The following is a 20,225-nucleotide window of genomic DNA, read 5'->3' as shown; positions in this document are numbered from 1 at the left end:
TGGCGCGCCGTGGGAGTTCCAAGAGTTTCTTGCGCGAGGAGCCGTCACAGGCATCGCCAGCCAGCATATCAAACCGTAATCTTGGTTTAGGCCTGCACTTTGTTTTTGTAGGTTCCCTGCCTCGACACAGCTTTGCGAAGCACACGTGAGACTTGGTCCGCCGAGTAGGGCTTTTGCAGCAACTCGAAGCCGTGACTGCCTTCCAGGGCGAGCACATGGCTGTAGCCCGACGCCAGCACTACTGGCAGATGTGGAAGCTTGTGTTGCAGCAGCTTAGCAAACTCGATCCCGCCCATGCCGGGCATCACTACGTCCGAGAATACCACGTCGAAACCCGCGCCGTCCGAGCCAATGATATCCAGAGCATCCTCGGCGTTGCCCGCCCAGGTTGTGGCATAGCCGAGATCCTCCAAGATCTGCGTTGCAAAGCGACCAACCTCGATATTGTCCTCTACCACCAGTACCTGCTGACCAACGCCGCCGGGCTCGATTTCCGTGATATCACCAACGGACTCGCTGGCAGCAAAGTCGGGCTGCACCTCCGGTAGGTAGAGTGTGAAGGTCGTGCCCTCACCTAGGATGCTTTCGACTTCAACGTCACCGCCCGATTGCTTCGCGAAGCCAAAGACCTGAGACAGGCCAAGACCGGTGCCCTTTCCCACCTCCTTGGTCGTGAAGAACGGCTCGAACACGCGAGGTAACAAGTCCGGCGGGATGCCGCATCCGGTGTCGTTGAGTGAAATGGCAGTGAATGAGCCTGATGCACCCGCATGGCCGCGTATCGGCGGCAACGCCGCATGGCGATTGAGGCTCAGCGTCAGGGTGCCCACTCCATTCATGGCGTCTCTCGCGTTCACGGCCATGTTTACGAGGGCCGTTTCGAACTGACTGGCATCGACCCGGACAAAGCAGGGGCGTTCCGGTAAATTGACGACAATCTTGATGGGGGTGCCCGTTATCGTATCGAGGAGTTCGGCGATTGCACCGAGTCTAGCGCCGACATCGAGCGTCTCGGGTTTCAAGGTCTGGCGCCGGGCAAAAGCGAGGAGCTGACTCGTCAGCTTGGCGGCTCGGTCCACCGTTTCTGACACCGCGTTGAGATATCGGCTCCTCCGCTCCTCGGCTAAGTCAGGTCGGCGCAGGAAGTCGATTGACGAGCGGATGATTGTGAGCAGGTTGTTAAAGTCGTGGGCAACGCCCCCGGTAAGCTGACCCACGGCCTCGAGCTTCTGCGACTGCCTGAGTGCGGCCTCGGTCTCTGCGAGTTGTGAGGAGCGCTGTTCGACGCGCTCTTCAAGAGTTGCGTTCAATGCCTCAAGGTTTGCAACCGCTCGAACGCGTTCGATGTGGGCCCAAGATCGCTCCGTGACCTCAGTGACCAGCGCAAGTTCATGATCCGACCAGGCATGCGGAACCCGGCTATGGACGGCCATGAGTGCGGTGAGGCGACCATCCTTGACGAGCGGCATGCAGATCGTGGCCGAGATGCCAATGGCCTGAAAGGTGGCGGCCTCATCGGGCGCCAGTTCAGCAAGGTTGTCGTTGATGACTAACGGCCGCCCAGCGCTGAGTTCGACCACAGCCCGTTTGCCGAAGTCCGCGAGACTGTAGTGCCCGACAATGCTCGGTGACCCCTCAGCCGCCCAATCGCCACGGATGGTGAACCCGTCTTCGTCAGGATCCATGTCCGCGTAAGCGCAATTTGAGAGACCGAGATGCTCGGCAACCATGCGTGTGGTCGTCGCGAGGATTTCGTCGGCATTGGTACTCTTTGCTGTTTCCTTCCCGAGCGTATCCAGGAACTGGAGACGGGTCTCGTTGGCACGCAAGGCCGCTTCAGCTCGAATGCGCCCGGTCGTTTCGGTACAGGCGCAGAACATGCCAGCGACCCTGTCCTGTTCGTCTCGAACCGGCGAGTAGGAAAAGGTGAACCACGTTTGCTCGTCAAAACCGCGCCGGTTCATGCGCAGCGGCATGTCATCCGACCAAGTTGATTCCCCTGAAAGTGCCTTCTCGACCAGCGGAACGATGTCAGGCCAGATTTCGGGCCAGATGTCACGGAAGCGGCGACCGAGTGCCGCCGGGTGCTTGTCGCCCAAAATCTCAGCGTAGGCGTCGTTATAAATGAACCCAAGTTCGGGTCCGAAGGCCACGAACATTGGGAAGCGCGATCCAAGTAGCAGGCTGACGGTCGAGCGCAGGTAATGCGGCCAAGTTCTTGGCGACCCAAGCGGCGAACCTGTCCAATCGTGGGAATGCATCATCGCGCCCATCTGTCCGCCGCCGGCCAGGAACAGCGGTAAATCGGAAGTGGCACTCTCGGTCATCCGGATGGGCTCGACTGATTAACATGCTTATGCGGCTTGATTGCAGATCGTTGGTGCTGTTCTCAAAGTTCACTTGGGAGGATAGGGGCAGGCCATATTCCCACCAGAGAACTTTCCTACAGTCCCAGGGCATGTAGATATGTTGTTTGCCTGTGTATCGATACAGTACTTAGGCATACTAGGTCCTTGATCATGCTTAGACGGGTGGCCGGGCTAACCTCGCGCGATAGCTGCCTCTGCGCCATCGTCTTAATGCTTGTTGGAGGATGATAGTATTGTAGCTAGACCTGCCTCCGATGGGGCCGAGCGCGTCCGGCATGGGTCGGCAACGTGTAATCTTGCGGCCGTCAGCAAAGGAGTAGGCAACAGTCCTCATCACCTCGATTTTCAGGGCAGGCTCGTCTCCCGCTATCTGCATCACTATGGTATGCCCCCGCTTTAAGCGAGAGAAGCTCTTGCGCAGCAAAAAGGTTTCTTGGCCGGAGGCTGAGAACTGACAGCCTGCCTGATCCGACCCGATGGAGCTCCAATGTCGGAAGGCGTGAATTGTGGCGCTCGCAGGTCGTCTGCCTCATCTACACTGCGGCCCTGAGACCGACGGCGTACTGCGAGAAGACAGCCTACGAGCGCGTCCATGCAGCCAGCGCCGATTTGACCGGTGGCTGCCCTCGCCTGCCGTGCAATGTCCGCCGTCCTCGCGGCAAGGGAGCGCCAATATAACTCGCAAGCCCACTGTCCAGCTGCGTGCAAGGGGAGGGTTTGGCCAGTCCCTGTACGAGCAATATTTGCCTGCTAGGTCAGGAGCCAAGTCGATCCTTGGGCGACCAGCCTATTGTTAGTTCTGGGGTCTGCAACAGAAACCTAAGGTGCGGCAGCGAGCAGCCGGAGACCGTCCAACATCTGCCGGTCGGCAAAGCGCCACTTACAGACACTCGCACGTCGCTGGTTGGATGTCGGCTTACAGCACAGAAGCTGACTTCACCTTTGCTCATACCAAACCGACTGCCTCACGCCTGATCGGATCTTCGGACAAGTCTGCCCGGCCTTCCAGATGCTCTGGCACGAACGTGGAACGCCCCCGTCCGGAATGCTCGCCCTGCCAGAGTTCGTCGGTCAGGCCCTCGAGCCAGCCGGCGGCGCGGGAGGCCGCGTTCGATGCGTAGAGGCTGTGCAAGGCATCGCCGTCGAGGGCACGGGCGCTGCCTAGGAGGTCGCGCCAGCCCTGAAGGTCGCCGGGCCAGACCGGCGCCTGGACGGCGGCGCCGAGGCGCACCAAGGCCTCGGCCTTGCGACTCTGCTCGCCGAAATAGCGCCATTCCGGCATCACGATCAGACGGCCGCCAACCCGAGCGACCTCGTGCACCGTGTTGTCACCAGCCGAGGCCACCACAATATCGGCGGCCGCGAGATAATCGGTGACCGAGGGCACCCAGCCGAGTTCGTGCAGATTGGCGAAGTCGGTCTCGTGCCCCTCGCGGTGGGTCGGTCCGAGAGTCAGCCACACGGCGTCGGGTGCGGCGCGCGCCCCGACTGTGAGGGGGGCATAGGGCGTGCCGCTGCCCCCGCCGCCGGTGACCGCCACGACGATCTCTCGGTCCGGATCGAGCCCGAGCCGCGCCCTCGCCTCGACCCGGTCGGGCACCCGGTCGACGCTGGTGCAGAGACCACCACTGTAGAAGGTCTTGGCGCGAAGATGCGCCGGGTAGTCGTCCTGCTCGAGTCGAGGATCGAAAGGAGCCAGCATGCCGACGCAGGCCTCGTAGGACCCGACATGGCCGATATCCTGGCGGTCGCCGTGCATGCGGATCTGCACCGCCGGCACGCTGGCGATGCGCGACAAAAGCGCGATCTCCGCCGAGACATCGACGACGAAGAGGCCGATGCCGCGCTCGTCGAGATGGTCAAGGATCTGGCGCATCGTCCGGCGCATCTCTGAGAGGCCGAGGGGCACGCAATGCATCACCTGCGGCGTCGGCTCCGCGTACAGGCGCGGGGTCGGCACGGCGGCGCCGATCATGTTCGGCAGGGCCACGATCTCGATGTCGCGGGTGAAGCCGTCGAATAGGTGGGGACCGGCGGTCAGCACCGAGACCGGGCGATCTCGGGCGAATTCGGCCGCCACCGCCATCGTGCGGTTGGCGTGGCCCCGGCCCTGATGGTGGACGAAGAACGCGATCGGCTTCTTCATGAGATCTCTCAGGAAAATAGGGCGTCGGGCCGCAAGGAGGCTACGATCTCGAGGTCGCTCGGGCAGCGCAGGAGGCGGATCGCGTCTGCCCCCTCGTCCCAGGCGATCAGGCCGGCGTCCCGAAACTGGCCGAGCCAGTAGGTCATGCACCAGCGCCCGTGTCGTTCGTGGAAGCGCACTGCGTTGGCGAGAATGGGCTCGAAATGCTGCAGCGGCGGCACGTGGACCGGGTGGTGCTGATGATAGGCCCGCGCACCCGCGACCCAGAAAGTCGGCAGGCCGCTCGCGCTCAGACGGGCGGCGAGGTCGGTTTCCTCGCCGCCATAGCCGGCAAAGCCCTCGTCCATGCCGCCGACCGCGTGCCAAGCCCGCGCCGGCAGCGCGAAGGATAAGCCCCACAGCTGGCCGGAATCGGGCTCGGACTGGAGACCGGCCCTGGGGATCGGGGGGCGGGCCGGGTGGGCGCGGCCGAGCCGGTCGAGATCCGCCTCGTTGCGGTGTCCGGCACCCGGCGGCAGGTACAGGACCTCGCCGAGGAACAGACCGTCTCCCTGCGCGGCCGCCTGCGCGTAGGCGGCGACGAGGGCGTCACCTGGGATGCAGTCGACGTCAAGGAAGACGAGGAGGTCGCCCGCGGCAGCCTCCGCTGCCCGGTTGCGTGCCGCCGCGAGCGGCATCGGCTCGCCAGGCACATGGAGGTGGCGCACCGGGCAGCCGGGATCGGGCAGATCGGGTCCGGGCTCTGCTTGCATCCAGGCAATTACCAGTTCGCGCGGAGGCGCGCTCTGACGGGCGAGGCCGTGCATCAGGTTGTGCAGGCAGCTCTCGCGCCCGCGCACCAGTGTGAGCACGCTCGCGGCGGAGGCCTCAGGTCGCATGCGCGGACAACCTGCGGAAATGGCCGACGCCCTCGATGATGCCGCGGGCATGCGAGGCCCGGGCGACATAGGAGTGCTGCAGGGCGGAGTGGCCGGCCAGCCCATCAGAGTAGTTCGCCACGATGATCGCCTGCACCCGCGCGCGCAGCATCTCGACGTCGTTGCCGGAATCACCCGCGACGAAAACCGCCCGTTCGGGCAGGCCGTAGAGAGCACGCACGTGGTCGACTGCGCTGCCCTTCGAGGCCCCTTCGGGCAGGACGTCGAGGTACCGGCCGTGGCTGTGGATCACCGAGGCGCGCAGGCCCGCCTGGGCCAGGCGGGCGCGGACCTGTGCGGCCGCCGCGGCGTTGCCGAAATAGCTGAGCTTGAACGCTCGCTGCTCCAGCGTGCCCTGGAGCGCCAAGTCGTCGAGGCCGGCGAGCGCGGCGCGGATTGTTTCCCGCTCCCAGCCAGCGGAGATCGCCCTGCGCCAAGCGGAATCCGCCGTGTAGGTCACGCCGTTGGCATCGAGGTGGTAGATCTCGGATCCGACCGAGGTGATCACCACCTGCGGCCGCGGGCTATCCTGCTGCTCCAGCACCGCCATCCCGCTGTGGAACGAGCGCCCGGTCGCGACCCCGAAGGCCAGGGACGCCTGCCGGCTGCGCCAGCGTCGGAAGATGCCGAGAGCCGAGGCGCAGCCGACGAGCGTATTGTCGATGTCGCAGATCAGGACCTGACGCGGCGCCCGCAGGGGCGGCACCGGCGTCACGAGCGCCCGCAGCAGGGCGTGGTAGCGCGCGGCGTGCCGATCCCAGTCATAGCAAGCCGCCGCCCGCGCCCCGCCGGCGACGCAACCTGCGTAGAGGGAGGGGTCGTCGAAGAGACGCAGGGCGGCCGCCGCGATCGCATCGGGCCGGCGCGGATCGACCAGGATTCCGTTGCCGCAAGTCTCGACGATGTCGTTGGGGCCGCCGCTATCCGTCGCGACGAGGGGCAGGCCAGCGGCCGAGGCCTCGAGCAGGGTCAGGCCGAAGGGCTCGTTGAGGGCCGGGTTGACGAACAGGCCGCCGCGCACGCGAGCATGGGCGTAGAGCGCCGGCACGTCCTCGGGCCGGTGTGTCTTCGGATAGGCGACCCGGCCGTAGAGATCGTAGCGGTCGATGACCACCAGGAGATCGCGCATCGTCTCGGCCATCTCGCCGCCAAGCGCGTCGATGTCCTGGCGGGTGCCAGCGACGAGGACGAGGTTCGCCCGTGCCTGGAGGCTGGCGCTCTCGCCGTAGGCCTGCACCAGGGCCGCGAGATTCTTGCGCGCCACCGGACGGGCGAGAGCCAGCAGTACCGGCTTCTCGGGGTCGTGCAGGAAGCGAGCGATCGTCGCGTCGACCCGCGGGTCGGGGCGACTGTCGGCGAAGCGGGCAAGGTCACTGCCCGGCGGCAGGACGCGCACCCGGCCGGGATCGCAGGCCTCGTAGCCGGCATATTGCACCTCCGCCTCGTCGCGCGAGGAGGCGATGACGAGGGTGGCGCGGGTGAGCGCCCGCTCCTCGGTGGCGATCCGGCCAGCGAGGTCGGGATGTCCCGCCGCCGTCTCACCGAGCATCGCCGCCTTGACCCGGCCAAGGGAATGGGCGGTGAACACGAACGGGATTCCGAGCCGGTCCTCGACGATTTGCGCCACGGCGGCAGCATCGGCGTAATGGGCGTGGATTAGGTCTGGGGTCTGCGCTTGCTGGGTAATCCAGGCAATCAGGCTCTCGGCGAAGCTCGCGACCTCCGCGTGCATCTCCTCCTTGGTGCGATAGCCCGGCGACGCGCTCGACAGTCGCACGAGCATAGCCTTGTCGCCCAGACGCTCTTCGGGCACGGCGTAGTCGGGGCCGGGCGGGCCGGCGAACCGGCGCGTCGCCACCACGATCCGTGTGATGCCGGAATCCTGCGCCGAGGCGGCGACGAGATCGAGCAGGTAGCGGATATGGCCGCCGGTATCGGCGGTGAGCCCGTAGACGACGTTCTGGCCGCGTAGGCAGCCCTGCAGGGCGATGTGCAGGACGAACATCAGGTCGCTGCCTTAGGGCAGGCGCTAACCGGGCAGGACGATTTGAGTGAGGTACACCCTGTGATTCGTGTCGCCCAAGTCGCTCCGAACATTTTTCCTACTCCCCCGGAGCATCACGGCGGCACGGAGCGAGTCATCCACGACCTCGGCACGGCGCTGAAAAGCTTGGGCCTGGAGGTAACGCTGTTCGCCCCTTCGGACAGTGCGACAGACTTACCCCGTATCGGTATCCATCCGAGCCTCAAGGCTCTGGCGCATCGCTACGGCAAGGTCGCGCCCGGGGTGCCGGCGGCGCTCGACGCCCTGCAACTCGAGGCTCTGCGCCAGCGCCTCGACGACTTCGACATCATCCACTGCCATGGCGAGTTCGCCCATGCGGCTCTCCTCGGAGAGCGCCGGCGGTACAGCCTGACGACGATCCACTGGCGGGTCGACGAACTCGACCGGGCGCTGTTCTTCGAGGGATTTCCTGATCTTCCCGTGGCGGCGATCTCGGCGGCGCAGGGCGCCGGCATCCCGGCCTCGAACCGGGCCGGGGTGGTGCATCACGGCATCGCCCGCGACCGCTACGACGCGTCGCTCGCGGCCGGAGAGCACCTCGCCTTCGTAGGACGGATGACCGACCAGAAGCGGCCCGACACCGCAATTCGGGTGGCGCGGGAGGCCGGGTTGCCGATCCGGCTCGGCGGCACGATCGATGTCGGCAACCCGGGCTATTTCGACCGTGAGGTCCGGCCGCTGCTCGGCGACGATGCGGTCTATCTCGGCCCCGTCGATGACGCGGCCAAGGGCGCTTTGCTCGGCGGGGCCCGCGCGCTCCTGTTCCCGATCGATTGGCCGGAACCGTTCGGCCTCGTGATGATCGAGGCGATGGCCTGCGGCACCCCGGTAATCGCCTGGAACCGCGGCTCCGTGCCGGAGATCGTCGAGGACGGGGTGACAGGCTTCGTTGTCTCCTCCGAGGCTGAGGCCGTGGCGGCCCTGGCCCGGGTCGGCGAGATCGACCGGGCGGGGGTACGCCGCCGCTTCGAGGAGCGGTTCACCGCCGAGCGCATGGCGCGGGACTACCTCGCCCTCTACCGGCGCCTCCTCGGCCACTGATGCGCACCGCCCTTCTGGCTTGGGACTACCCGCCTGCCCCGAGCGGCCTCTCGACCGCGGCCCGGGAGATCGCCGAGAGCCTGGCCGAATCTGGTGCCGACGTGACGGTGTTCACCCTCGATCGCGCGGTCGCCGAGCGGACCGGGGGCGTGACGGTCGAAGGCCTCGCCCTGCCGCCGATGAGCGGCCTCGCGCGCCTGCGCCTCCGGGGTTCGGTCGGCCACCTCGCTGCCCCCCTGGCATTCCGGCGTGCCGTCCTCGCGGCCCATGCCCGCACGCCCTTCGACGTGGTCGAGGCGACGAACTGGTACGCGCCGGCCGTGCTGCTCGCTGGGCACCGGGACCTGCCCCTGGTGACGCGCTCCTCGACCCCGGCGGCCTTCACCCGCGCGCCGGTGCCCAGTCTCCGCGACCGCCTCGACGGCGGGAGCGCCGACGCCCTCGAGCGGCGCCAGGCGCGGGGCAGCGCTGGCCTCATCGCCAACACCGCCGCGCATGGCGCGGTGATCGCGCGCGCCTACCGCCTCTCGGGCCGCCAGCCCGAAGCGGTGATCGGGCTGAGCCTGCCGCCGGAGGTCGCTGCGGGCGCACGGGATGCGCCCTATCCGGAGGTAGATGCGCCCCTGCGCCTGCTCTTCGTCGGGCGGGCGGAATCGCGAAAAGGCTTCGACGCGCTGATGGACGCCTTGGCGATCCTCGCGGCTGAAGCGGAACGGGGCGCGCTGCCGCCGTTCCGCCTCGACGTCGTCGGCGTGTCGCCCGGCGACCTGCCGGCGGACCTGCCCGACACGGCACGGGCGCGCCTCTGCGCCCGCGGCCGGATCGGCGCCGGGGCACTGGCCGAGGCTTATACGGAGGCCCACGTGGTCCTCGCCCCATCGCGCTACGAGAGCTTCGGCCTCGTCTACCAGGAGGCCCTGGCCTATGGCCGGCCGGTAGTGGCCTGCGCCGAGGATGCCAGTGCCCGCGCCTTCGTCGGCGCGCCCGAGGCCGGCCCGCTCGCGACGGCGGCCACCGGCGCGGCGCTCGCCGATGCCCTACGTCCGCTCCTTCTCGACCCCGCCCTGCGCCGGGCCTACCACGCCCGCGCCCTTGCTGCGGCCGGGCGCTTCACCCGGGCGAGCCTCGGATCGGCGACGCTCGACCTCTACCGACGGGCGATCGCGGCGGCGCGAGAGGGCTGATCAGTCCCGGTAGGGCCGCAGCAGCGCGTCCTCCTCCTCCGGGCGTCCGCGCCCGGGATCGAGCGCCTCGTAGTCCCGCGAGCGCGCCCGGACGTGGGACCGGCTCAAGCGGTGCTCGATCGCGCCGTGCAGAGCGATGAAGCTGTGGCGCCAGCCGCCGTCGACGGCTGGGCGCTCGTGAACGCGGCCGGCATAGCGCACCGAGGTCCGGTTCAGCCGGTACTGCACATCCGGATAGACGTCCGACAGGACCCCGTCGACGCGGTTGCACCGGGGAAGCCCGACCGAGAGAACACCGCCGTCCTCGGCCAGGGCGGCGAGGGCCGGCAGGAGACGACCGGTTTCGGGGACGATGGTCTCGTCGGTATCGAGTTGCAGCATCCAGGCATGGCGGGCCAGCTCCTGAAGGGTGTTGCGCTGCGCGGCGAAGTCGCCCGCGAGGGGACGACGCGCCACCCGCACCGCGCCGGGCGCGAAGCCCGCGACCGTCACGGCACGCGGCGGTTCGGCCTTGCCATCGAGGAGGATTGCGACGTCGTCCGTCCAGCCCGCCTGCGAAGCGAGGCCAGCGAGCACCGCATCGAGCTCGGCCGGACGGCAGAGGAGGCCGAGAGAGACAGGCGGCCCGTCTGCTAGGTCGTAGAGCGCGGCGTGCGCCGTGAGGAGGCTGTGAGGGGCCAAGAGCGCCGTACGGTCCTCGGGAGCAAGCGGGCGCAGGCCGCGGCCGAGACGAGTCGCGGCGGTGCGTAGGGTATAGATGTCGAGGCCGTAGGGCGCGTCCGGGTCCGGGACGAAGGTTGGCCCCCTAAGACGCTGGGCGAGGTGCTGCCAGCTCTCCGCCGGGTCCGCGTCCCGCTCAGTCAAGATGCCGCAGGAGACGCACGCCACTGGGAAGACGCGCTCACGCCCTTGGGCATCGATCAGGCGGCGGTCGCTCGGCGCCAGCATGGCGGCGCGACAGAGGAAGCAGCGGCGGGTGCGTCCGCTCTCGAAGGTCATCGCGAAGGTCCCGTTCCGGCTGGGGCTGGTCGCGCGGGCGGGGCGCCATACCTCCCCGGTTCTCCCGTGACGCCCCGCCGAGACCTCTGCCTCGCTTGTCCAACGACGTCGACCCCCTCCGCACGGCTTGGCCGGACCTATTCGACCTCGCCTCGGTCGCCCTCGTTGGCAACGCGCCCGGAACCGAGGCCGCGGCGGTGGATGCGGCGGGAAGCGTCGTGCGCTTCAACAACGCCCCAGGCTTCGGCGGCCGGACCGGCTCACACATCACGCATCTGGCTCTCGTCAATCGCGGCGGGCAGATGCGCGAATGGCTGGCCGATCCGGGTTTCCTCGACCGCCCGGTCGTCCGGCAGGCGAAGGGCTTTGTGCTGCCATTCCCGATGCTGCCGGAGGCGCATAATCGGCCCGAGCCGATCTGCTTTACCCGCGAGGCGCTGGCCATGCTGCGCCCGCTCGGCAAGCCGATCCACGTCTTGCCCGAGGCACTGCACGGCGAGGCCCGGCGCGTGCTCGGGGCTCGCGCCGAGGGCCGGCCGACCCGAGCACCGGGTTCCTGGTGGCGCTCGCGCTCCTTGTCGGGCGCCCGGTCAGGTCGCCCACGGTCGAGGCCTACGGATTTGGCTTCAAAGGCTGGTCCGGCCACCCTTGGGCGGCCGAGCGCGCTTGGTTCGCCGAGGCGGGCGCGGCCGGTCGGCTGCGGGCGCATCCTCCACCGACCGACGGATGACCCCTGCACCATGGCAACCCTGATCACCGTCCTGAAGGGCGGCGGCCGCTACGATGCGACCTGGGTCGCGCGCCTCGCCGGCGGCATCCGCCGCCATGCCCCGGCCTTCAGGCGGATCCTCTGTCTCACCGACCTTCCGCTGGCGATCGACGGGGTCGAGCGGGTGGAGCTTCGGCACGACCGGCCGGCTTGGTGGGCGAAGATGGAGGCGTTCCGCCCTGGCCTCGTCGATGGGACGGCGCTGCTGTGCGACCTCGACACCGTGCTGACGGGACCGGCCGACGCCCTCGCCGAACCCGGCCTAGCCGCGATGGAGGACTATTTTCATAAAGACCACGTCTCCAGTGCGCTGCTGCGCTGGCACGGCGATGAGCTGTCCCCCTCTCTACGCCACCTTCGCGGCCAAGCCCGAGCGCTGGATGAAGCCGGGACCTGCGGCTCGGTCCCGAACGCCGTCCACGGCGACCAGGTCGTTATCGACCACCTGCTCCGCCGCCAGGGTCGGAAACCGCTCTTCTTCCAGCACCGGTACCCGACCCTGCTCGACTTCTATGACCCGCGGCGCGACACGCACGGCCCCGTCGTGATCTTTATCGGTGAAGCGAAGCCGGACACCGCCTGCGGTTCCGTTCGCGCCGCTTGGCTCCGTTCTTGACAGAGGTTGGATTCCCCGCGTCCGCCACTATCCAGGACGGCGAGAGCTGTGTCCGGATTGCCGTCGATGACAGATATTTCCGGCGGCGGCCACAAATGCCCGCAAGGGGCCCCGCTCATTGCCGGTTCGCTCTCTGGCGCCCGAACCAACTAGCGGACGTTCGATATCGAGGTGGCGGTCAAGTCAGTGCCGGCAGATGCCTCGCCGAAGAGCTGGGCGAAACGGGGGCTATGTCTTCCCCTGATCTGATCCGAGAAGCGCGACTGAAGTGTTCCGGTCCAACGGAGCATTCGCCGCATTCGGTCAGGGTCCAGCGGTCGAACACGCATTCATCGAACCCTGACCCCGACCCTGCTGCTGCCGAGCTCCGAGCCGCCGCGCCGCAACCTCGGCAAACGCTTCATTGACTACGTCCGCGCAATTCGACGGATCGCATGGCTCCAGAGTCGAGCTTGAACGGTCTCCAGGCACAGTCAATTGAAGGCGCTATCCATGCTGATCCTCAACCCGCTCACGGGCGAAACCGTCGAGATCAAGCTGCCGCGGCCTGGCTCGGCAGACAGACACTGATCCTTCGCATCCTTCCTGTCGCCGCGTTGACCACTGTCGCCACTTCGCAATTGATCTCGCACCAAAGATGACCGGTCTTCCTCTGTACCGTTTCCTCGTCGCCGCTGGCCTCGTGCTCTCGGCCGCCGTCGCAACTGCTAAGTCAGTTCACAACGATCCGAGCGACCCTTGCGAGAAGCAGCCGCATATCCACGCCTGTGCGATCTTTCTGGCACCTCGACTGCCGTCGTTGATTCCGAAGGAGGCCGTAGGCATTCACGTTCAAATAATGCCGTCTGCCGTGCATTGAGATCTTACAGCGGGCCAAGTGAACCCACTCATCTTCTCTATTGCCCGTTAGCGATGTCTGCTTTGGGTTAGGTGGTTCGCCGGCCAGAACGACCGGTATCCGAGCAACCTCTGAGGTCGCTGCTGACGCAAATGCGAGCCACAAGCGGTACTTCGTCGACGCCCGCCATTCGAGAATCGGACGGAGCTTGTCTCAGAATGACTAAAGTTATCGCCAACGTTCGCGATTACCGCTCGCGGAAAGCTGAGCATTCTCAGCGAGAAATCCCGACCCGACGTCGCTGTCGGGGGTCAGGAAGGGCCGCGACGAGCCTGTGTACGCAACTGATCCCATAGCCCAATCCGCAATTCAGATGATCGGCCTTTTGGATGAGGGCGGACAGTCTTTCCTAGCAGGCAAGGACCGGCCGAGTAGTCTGAGGTGGATGGTCGCTCGGCCCGCCGTCGCCGACGCGGTATAAATACAACCGGGGCGACTGCTCTTCGATAGACTCTGCTCGTTTCTGGATTTGATCTGATCTTAGCCGGAGCGGGTGAGGCCGAGCGCCCCAGCGGGCCGAACAGCAGCGCAAGCACCATCCGACCCGCCGTCACCCCGCGACCGGGGGCAGGCCGCTGGGCAACTCGCAAACCCGGACGGGCTGGGCAGCAAACTTACGAGAACGACTCCACCCAGCCCGCAGTCGCTGACCCTGTCAGATTAAGCCTGCGACGAGCCAATCTATGCCCGCTGTCCCCATCCATTCGCTTGCAATTCGGTAGTTCACCCTCACGGGTGAGGCCGGGCGCCTCCGGAGAATAGGAAAGTGGGCCGGACGCCACGTGGGGTGGATGACCGCCTGACCTGCCGTTGCCGAGATGCCAAGTGGTTGGTTTCCACCGACGCGCCTTCCGCGAGACTGCGGAGGCCATCATAGTGGGACGGAGAGCAGGCATCCTGGCGGTCGATATGGAAGCGGCGACGCTTTCCCTTCGCTCGTGCGCGGAGCCGGTCTGTGCTCTGCTTTGCCCATGTGACGAATCAGATGGGCCAAGCTGGCGGCTTCGGGATGGACAGGCCAACGGGGCCACCGCCTCCCTCGCCCTCGTGCATTCCTTCGCCGAAGCGTGGCGTCGGTCGCAGTAGAAAACGTAACCGGGGGCGATTGGAGCAACGGAGGAAGCCATGAGCGGTATCCAGCCCCATAATGCCAAACCAGCCAGCGTCTGGAACTCCGGTGGTGGCCGCTACGACGAGATCAGCCGAGGTATTGCGGACAGCATCGAGCACTGCGTGCTGCGCCTCGATCCCCAACCAGCCGAGAAGATCCTCGATCTTGCGACGGGCACCGGCTGGACCTCACGCGTCGTCGCCCGACGTGGGGCGCGGGTGACCGGAGCCGACATCAGCGGGGTGCTTCTCGCGTTCGCAACCGAGCAAGCCAAGTCCGAGGGATTAGACATCACCTATCGGGAGGGTGACGCCGAGAGCCTGCCCTTCGCGGACGGTGAGTTTGATGCAGTGATCTCGACCTGCGGTGTGATGTTCGCGAGCCATCCGGAGGCTGCGGCCAGCGAATTGGCCAGGGTCTGTCGCAAGGGCGGACGCATCGCCCTCACCACCTGGCTGTCGGACGGCAACGTGTTCAAGATGTTCATGGTGATGAAGCCGTACATGCCACCGCCGCCAACCCCGGCTCCGCCCTCGCCGTTCGATTGGGGTCGTACCGAGCGGGTGGACGAACTACTGGGCAAGGACTTCGACTTGGCATTCGAGAAGGGTGTCTCCTTCTATCGTGAGCCGAGCGCGGAAGCCGCATGGGAACGATTTTCGAACGGCTACGGTCCGACCAAGGCGCTTGCCACGTCGTTAGACGATGATCGTCGCTCGGATCTGCGCCAGGACTTCATCGCTTTCCACGCCCAATTCCCGACACCACTCGGCATCTGTGTGCCGCGCGAATATTGGGTCACGTGCGGCATCCGCCGGTAGAGCCAGGGCCGTCTCGGGTGGCAATCATGGCCTATCGCCTTACGGCCCTCGCCGCCCTCGTTTATTCTGGATGGCGGTACAGGTCTCGTGGACACGACTGAAGGTTGGGATCCTGGCTTCGGTGATGACCAGCGGCGAGCGCTTCGTCCTCGACGAATCCGTTGTGCTCGGGCAACTCCACGCTAGGCGCAAAGCCTCGCGGTCTACGACAGCGGCTCCAATGCCGACCTGCTGCAGGGCATCTGCCAGGATGCCGGTTGCCAAGTGGTTGTGCTTGCGGGGCATGCCTCGCCATTCCGGTCGCGCAGCTGCAGATCAAGCACGCGGGGGCGTCGCATCGCAGGCAGTGATGGACGTGCAATCGGACGGCATCTTGGGTCCGCCGGTCTGGGCTTCGCTGGCGTAATGTCGCGCAGGTAGTATTTTTGCAAACTCCTGTCCCGCGAATATTGTCATTGGGTAGTTTTCAGCTGGTCCGATTTGCGGAATGGAATCGACAAAAAGCAGTCGTTTGAGTAACAGCGCGAGCTAACCGAAAGTAATATTCTATTTTCAGACGCGGGGGTGTTGAAAAAACAGATGCTCAACTCAAGTCGCGTCATCTCGACAGCTCAGCCGATTTGCCATCAGATGATATGGCGCCGCCATCGGAATGGTCTTTCGAAGCCGTCATTGGTTTCTAGAGGCCGACGAGTGTACCACAAAAGGCGTCGCAAGATCAGACTGCATTCAGTGGGATGTGCGATCCAATATTGTCGCCGTCAGATGTTCTACACTCACTCTGGAGCCAAGATATGAAAATCTGCGATTCGGCTGTTTCAGGTTGGAAGGCCGAGTATGCAAAATATGAAGCGCCCGGATAGAAGATATCTGGAAGAGGGCAACGAAGATGGTATTGATTAATCATATCACCAAAGAGTTGCCGAGGCGCGATCGTTGATCCTAAGCCGTCGCGTACCGCGTGGAGAGCTACATTCAAATGATCAAAGCGATGACCGCCTTCGATCAATGGATTTCCCAGCCCTGCTCTCTCGAACCAAGCCTCCCATTCACCCGGTCGGCTGGATGAGGCAATGGGTTTATGCTTACGCAGATCGGCAGGCTTTCTAATAGGCGCTTCCTTCAGCAGGGAGTACGCGCTGACCGGCGTCAGTTTCTCTTCAAATAGAAACTTTGCAGTTCCCACGCGTGTAGCCACTTTTGGGAATTGGCCGCGGCTGATGACAACATCGTTCTGTGCAAAATCCGGTGTTTGTCCGGTCAGACGTGTCGCGATCCATACAGACAGTTTCGGGTTCTGCGTCTCAAATTTCTTGATGCGCGGCAGAAGGAAGTACATGGCGAAGGTCGCAGGCGCTTCGACGGAGATTACTTTGCGTGAGCGATCTCTCCGTACGTAATCACATGCCGCGCCTATCTGTCTGATCGACTCGGTCACCTTGTCCGCAAGGATCTTCCCGTATGGCGTGAGTTGAAGCGAGCGCCCCTGTCGACCAAACAGGCTTTGCCCGAGCCAAGCTTCAAGCGACGCAATCTGTTTGCTTACGGCTCCATGAGTGACACCGAGTTTCCTCGCTGCGATTTCGAGGCTCGGTGATTGGGCGGCAATGGCGAATGCACGAAGGGCATTGAGAGGAAGTTCACGTTCGTTCAAGCGGCGGCCCTCCGGCTAAGCCGACGCCTTCGCCTCGGCCTGCTGCTATAATTCGTTCCTTTTTCGCACATTTAGGTGCGCATTATTCGATTGATTATCACACGTTCGCTAGCGCTACTATCCTGCCTAGAGGCTAGGTCGCTGACCGGTCGTCAGTATTGGTAGATAGAGATATGTCACGGACATCCGCAGCTATTAACCTGCATACACCAGCGCATGTACAGGCTAACGGGCGCACCTACGCCTTGCCGAAACAGCCCGTAATTGTCATCTGCCTCGATGGCTTCGATCCCGAATATCTGCAGAAAGGAATCGAAGACGGGACGCTTCCGACGATCGCTGCGCTTAGGGAAACGGGATATCTAGGCACCGCGCTCGCGTCCCTTCCCACCACCACGAACACCAACAACACCTCGATCGTCACCGGAGTGCCCCCGGCGATCCACGGCATCAACGGCAACTATTATCTCGACGCCGAAACTGGCGAGGAGATCATGGTGACGGATGCCCGACGCCTTCGCTGCGGCACAATTCTTGGTGCGGTCAGCAAGGCTGGCGTACAAACTGCCGTAGTGACCGCCAAGGACAAGCTCCTGAAGGTGCTCGCCTACGAAATGGATGGCATCGCCTTCTCGTCCGAACAGCCCGATTCCGCTGACCTCTCGGCGCTCGGTGTATCGGGGGGCGAGGAGCTTGTCGGCCGGAGCAAGCCTGACCAATATTCTGCCGATCTCTCACTTTTCGCTCTAGACGCCGGGCTGGAGCTGCTCGCAGCTGTGAAGCCGGGCTTAATGTATCTTTCGACTTCGGATTACGTTCAGCACAAGTACGAGCCGGGAGAATCGGAATCAAACCGCTTTCATGGTGAAGTAGACCGCCGGATCGCCCGCATGATCGAACTCGGCGCGACGGTTGCGCTGACGGCCGATCACGGCATGGCCGACAAGTCGACCGCCGAGGGCCAGCCGAGCGTCGTCTATGTCGAAGATGCGCTCAACGCGCGATTCGGTGCCGGCAGCGTGCGGGTGATCTGCCCCATCGCCGATCCCTTCGTGCGCCATCACGGCGCGCTCGGCGGCTTCGTGCGCGTCCACCTACTGAAGCCCGGCAATGTCGGCGAGATGATCGCCTTCGCGCGCTCGCTGCCCGGCGTCGAGCTCGTGCTCGACCGTGCCACCGTCTGCGAGCGCTTCCATCTTCCGCCAGATCGCGAGGGCGATTTCGCAGTGTTTTCCGATCGCTCCACCGTGGTGGGTGCCCGCCGCGAGGATCACGACCTGTCAGCGCTCGGCAACCACCGCCTGCGCTCGCATGGCGGCATCGGTGAGCAGCGCGTGCCCTTCCTGCTCTCGCGTCCGCTCAAGCCTGAATACCGGGAGCGGGCTCAAACGGGCGTGCTGCGCAACTTCGACATCTTCGATTTCGCCCTTAACGGGGTCGCATAATCGCAAGGTTGTACGCCAATCCGAGGCGGCCATCCCGAGGTTGCCTCGGAATTCCATTGCATTCTGCGAAATCAGATCGATCAGCTTTGTAATTATCAGCACAAGTTGATTGCAGCACTTTGGACGTTGCGCAAAGCAAATATGTGCACGATGTCGCGCAAAGATAGATTTATGTCCATCCTCATATGTTGAACGCCACAACATATACAGACAATACACCGATGCGCTGAGCTATAGATATTTTCACATCAATGTTCAATTGGCTGCCGCATCAGTCGGAAAATGCAGAAAAAATAGATATCGGACTGAGCTATGGGAGGAACAGATGAACAAGCAGATAGTTCAAGAAGATTACAAGTTGATTGGCGCGCCTATCTCGGCAGGCGCGCACGTTGGCTATCGCGCCGTTCAATGGCGAATGCTTTTGATCGTGATGTTCTGCTACCTTTTTTATTATACAGGTCGCCAAACACTTGGATTTGCGATTCCAGGAATTCAAGCAGAATTCAATGTGAGCAAACAGCTTATCGGCTGGGTCTCTGCCGGGATGCTTTGGGGTTATGCCATCGGTCAGGCAATTAATGGCAATCTCGGTGATAAATACGGCGGTCGGAAAATTGTTACAGCTGGAGCGATATCATCAAGCTTGATGAATTGGATCGTGAGCTTTTCAGTCGGCTACAAATCTCTTCTCGTGAGCTGGTGGCTTAACGGATACTTGCAAGCGTTGGGATTTGCTCCAGGCAGTCGTATTATTGCGAACTGGTGGACAAAAGCTGAGCGAGGTAAGGTCTATGGATTATATCTGTTCGCAGCAGGAATGTCGTCCGTAGTAACCTACATCTTGGGCCTACTGGTTGTAGACACGTTTCATCTTGAATGGAGGTGGGTCTTCCGTCTTCCAGTTGTGCTGTTGATCGTCGCAGGGGTTGTGTTTTATTTTTTGGTTCGCGACAGCCCTGAAGATATGGGCTTTAAACGAGAGTTAGATGCGGACGCAGATAACGAAGCCGATCTAGGTGTTTCCGATATAAAGCCGGAAACTTCAAAGGAGCGTTACAGAGCGATCCTTTCAAACTTGAAAATCCATATTGGTGGAGTGGCATTGGGCTTCAACAACGCCGCCCGATATGGCCTCGTTGTCTGGGTCCCGGTACATTTTCTGGAGGCTACGGCAAAATTAGGTGAGGTCACCGGCATCAATGCACGGTGGATCACCGTCGCGCTTCCAGTCGGGATGGCATTCGGCGCGCTTTCAAATGGATGGATTTCTGACCGGTTCTTCGGTTCGGTGCGTTGGAAACCAATCGCGCTGTACATGCTACTAGCGGTCGGCGCGACTGCGGTGATGTATGCATTGCCGGTGTCAAGCATTTGGGCGATTGTAGTACTATTTCTTTGCGGATTCTTTGTCTACGGACCGCATGCGACCTTCTGGGCTCTTGTACCAGATCTTGTCGGACGTCAACGAGCTGGAACGGCGACCGGAGTCATGAGTACGTACTCCTATCTTTTTGCCGGACTGGCCGAGCCGGCAATCGGGCATTTGCTTGATATCGGACACAATACCGCTCTCGTATTTATGGTTGTTGGAGCGTGTTGCGCACTAAGTGGAACTTGTGCGATCTTGATTAAGCGGTAAATCAGCTCTTGTTGTGTTCAACCAAACTGCTGAGATGCACGCATGTGGATCTCAGCGTCGACGTAACGGCAAGGCACCTCGATCAGGACGAAGCAAACGATCAAACGCCAGCGACCGACGAACTCGTGCAGGACGACTATACTAACGGGCACTGACAGCCGCCGAAGAGATGTCCGCTTTTTGGAACCGTGCGGCCGAGGGTGTATGACCAGGTGGGATCGCATGCTGTCCGTCTGGTCCCGCCGCAAGCCCTCGTGCCTCCCGCCGTTGATGGGATTCTTCGCCAGTCGCGGTTCTGGTGCCCTTCATCTCGCCGCCGGTATGGGCCGGCTGGGAGAACGATGATGGGACATTCGGAGCACGACCCGGGTTTCAAGAACCGCCGTCCGTGGAATGCCGGACGGAAGCTCGGCGCCAAACGCGCCCTCAAACCACAGCAGGTTTGTGCGGTCCGTTGCTGACTAAACTGCGCTGGGCGCGTGTGCGATCGCGCGCTGTTTGACCTCGCCATCGACAGCAAGCTGCGCGGCTGTGACATCGTTAAGCTC

Annotated in this window: 11 protein-coding genes and 1 pseudogene; 6 read left to right on the top strand and 6 right to left on the bottom strand. The window is 63.7% G+C overall.

Features of this window, described 5'->3' with window-relative positions:
- Nucleotides 1-86: 86 nt before the first annotated feature.
- From MGN01_RS20880 to MGN01_RS20865, 4 genes are all read right to left on the bottom strand, one after another.
- Nucleotides 87-2,327: a GAF domain-containing hybrid sensor histidine kinase/response regulator gene (locus MGN01_RS20880; RefSeq protein ID WP_238258159.1), complete on the bottom strand. Its 2,241-nt coding sequence runs from the start codon at nt 2,325-2,327 to the stop codon at nt 87-89.
- A 988-nt stretch (nt 2,328-3,315) separates the two neighbouring features.
- On the bottom strand, nt 3,316-4,515 hold the full coding sequence (locus MGN01_RS20875; protein WP_238258161.1) for a glycosyltransferase: 1,200 nt from the start codon (nt 4,513-4,515) through the stop codon (nt 3,316-3,318).
- Nucleotides 4,516-4,523: 8 nt separating this feature from the next.
- Nucleotides 4,524-5,393: a glycosyltransferase family 2 protein gene (locus MGN01_RS20870; RefSeq protein WP_174804613.1), complete on the bottom strand. Its 870-nt coding sequence runs from the start codon at nt 5,391-5,393 to the stop codon at nt 4,524-4,526.
- Complete coding sequence (locus tag MGN01_RS20865) at nt 5,383-7,437, bottom strand: HAD-IIB family hydrolase (protein WP_147048759.1); 2,055 nt, start codon at nt 7,435-7,437, stop codon at nt 5,383-5,385. The genes MGN01_RS20870 and MGN01_RS20865 overlap by 11 nt, the downstream gene beginning before the upstream one ends.
- A gap of 60 nt (nt 7,438-7,497) precedes the next feature.
- On the opposite strand from MGN01_RS20865, the gene MGN01_RS20860 reads away from it, so the two are divergent.
- Both MGN01_RS20860 and MGN01_RS20855 read left to right on the top strand, forming a co-directional pair.
- Complete coding sequence (locus MGN01_RS20860) at nt 7,498-8,538, top strand: glycosyltransferase family 4 protein (RefSeq protein ID WP_147048769.1); 1,041 nt, start codon at nt 7,498-7,500, stop codon at nt 8,536-8,538.
- Complete coding sequence (locus MGN01_RS20855; protein ID WP_147048758.1) at nt 8,538-9,722, top strand: glycosyltransferase family 4 protein; 1,185 nt, start codon at nt 8,538-8,540, stop codon at nt 9,720-9,722. Before MGN01_RS20860 ends, MGN01_RS20855 begins: the two co-directional genes overlap by 1 nt.
- Here MGN01_RS20855 and MGN01_RS20850 read toward each other — a convergent pair whose 3' ends face one another.
- Nucleotides 9,723-10,721, bottom strand: a complete 999-nt coding sequence (locus tag MGN01_RS20850; protein WP_147048757.1) for a glycosyltransferase family protein — start codon at nt 10,719-10,721, stop codon at nt 9,723-9,725.
- Between the two features lie 740 nt (nt 10,722-11,461).
- Between MGN01_RS20850 and MGN01_RS24525 the strand changes: the two are divergent.
- Nucleotides 11,462-12,106 (top strand): annotated as a pseudogene (locus MGN01_RS24525) (hypothetical protein).
- A gap of 2,023 nt (nt 12,107-14,129) precedes the next feature.
- Complete coding sequence (locus MGN01_RS20825; protein ID WP_147048755.1) at nt 14,130-14,936, top strand: class I SAM-dependent methyltransferase; 807 nt, start codon at nt 14,130-14,132, stop codon at nt 14,934-14,936.
- Nucleotides 14,937-15,654: 718 nt separating this feature from the next.
- Here MGN01_RS20825 and MGN01_RS20820 read toward each other — a convergent pair.
- On the bottom strand, nt 15,655-16,590 hold the full coding sequence (locus MGN01_RS20820; protein ID WP_147048754.1) for a LysR substrate-binding domain-containing protein: 936 nt from the start codon (nt 16,588-16,590) through the stop codon (nt 15,655-15,657).
- A 173-nt stretch (nt 16,591-16,763) separates the two neighbouring features.
- On the opposite strand from MGN01_RS20820, the gene phnA reads away from it, so the two are divergent.
- Both phnA and MGN01_RS20810 read left to right on the top strand, forming a co-directional pair.
- Entirely contained in the window at nt 16,764-18,035 is a 1,272-nt protein-coding gene (gene phnA, locus MGN01_RS20815) for a phosphonoacetate hydrolase (protein ID WP_147048753.1), read from the top strand.
- 325 nt (nt 18,036-18,360) lie between these two features.
- Nucleotides 18,361-19,677, top strand: coding sequence for an MFS transporter (locus tag MGN01_RS20810; RefSeq protein WP_147048752.1), 1,317 nt, complete (start codon nt 18,361-18,363; stop codon nt 19,675-19,677).
- Nucleotides 19,678-20,225: the final 548 nt, after the last annotated feature.

Source organism: Methylobacterium gnaphalii, assembly GCF_007992215.1.
Classification (GTDB): Bacteria; Pseudomonadota; Alphaproteobacteria; order Rhizobiales; family Beijerinckiaceae; genus Methylobacterium; species Methylobacterium gnaphalii.
Note: the sequence above shows the minus strand (reverse complement) of the source record. Positions and strands in the feature narration are given on the sequence as shown.

Coding starts and splice junctions, on each gene's coding strand:
- MGN01_RS20870 (WP_174804613.1), bottom strand. CDS start 5,393: ATGCGACCTGAGGCCTCCGCCGCGAGCGTGCTCACACTGGTGCGCGGG.
- MGN01_RS20855 (WP_147048758.1), top strand. CDS start 8,538: ATGCGCACCGCCCTTCTGGCTTGGGACTACCCGCCTGCCCCGAGCGGC.
- MGN01_RS20865 (WP_147048759.1), bottom strand. CDS start 7,437: ATGTTCGTCCTGCACATCGCCCTGCAGGGCTGCCTACGCGGCCAGAAC.
- MGN01_RS20825 (WP_147048755.1), top strand. CDS start 14,130: ATGAGCGGTATCCAGCCCCATAATGCCAAACCAGCCAGCGTCTGGAAC.
- phnA (WP_147048753.1), top strand. CDS start 16,764: ATGTCACGGACATCCGCAGCTATTAACCTGCATACACCAGCGCATGTA.
- MGN01_RS20875 (WP_238258161.1), bottom strand. CDS start 4,515: ATGAAGAAGCCGATCGCGTTCTTCGTCCACCATCAGGGCCGGGGCCAC.
- MGN01_RS20880 (WP_238258159.1), bottom strand. CDS start 2,327: ATGACCGAGAGTGCCACTTCCGATTTACCGCTGTTCCTGGCCGGCGGC.
- MGN01_RS20850 (WP_147048757.1), bottom strand. CDS start 10,721: ATGACCTTCGAGAGCGGACGCACCCGCCGCTGCTTCCTCTGTCGCGCC.
- MGN01_RS20810 (WP_147048752.1), top strand. CDS start 18,361: ATGAACAAGCAGATAGTTCAAGAAGATTACAAGTTGATTGGCGCGCCT.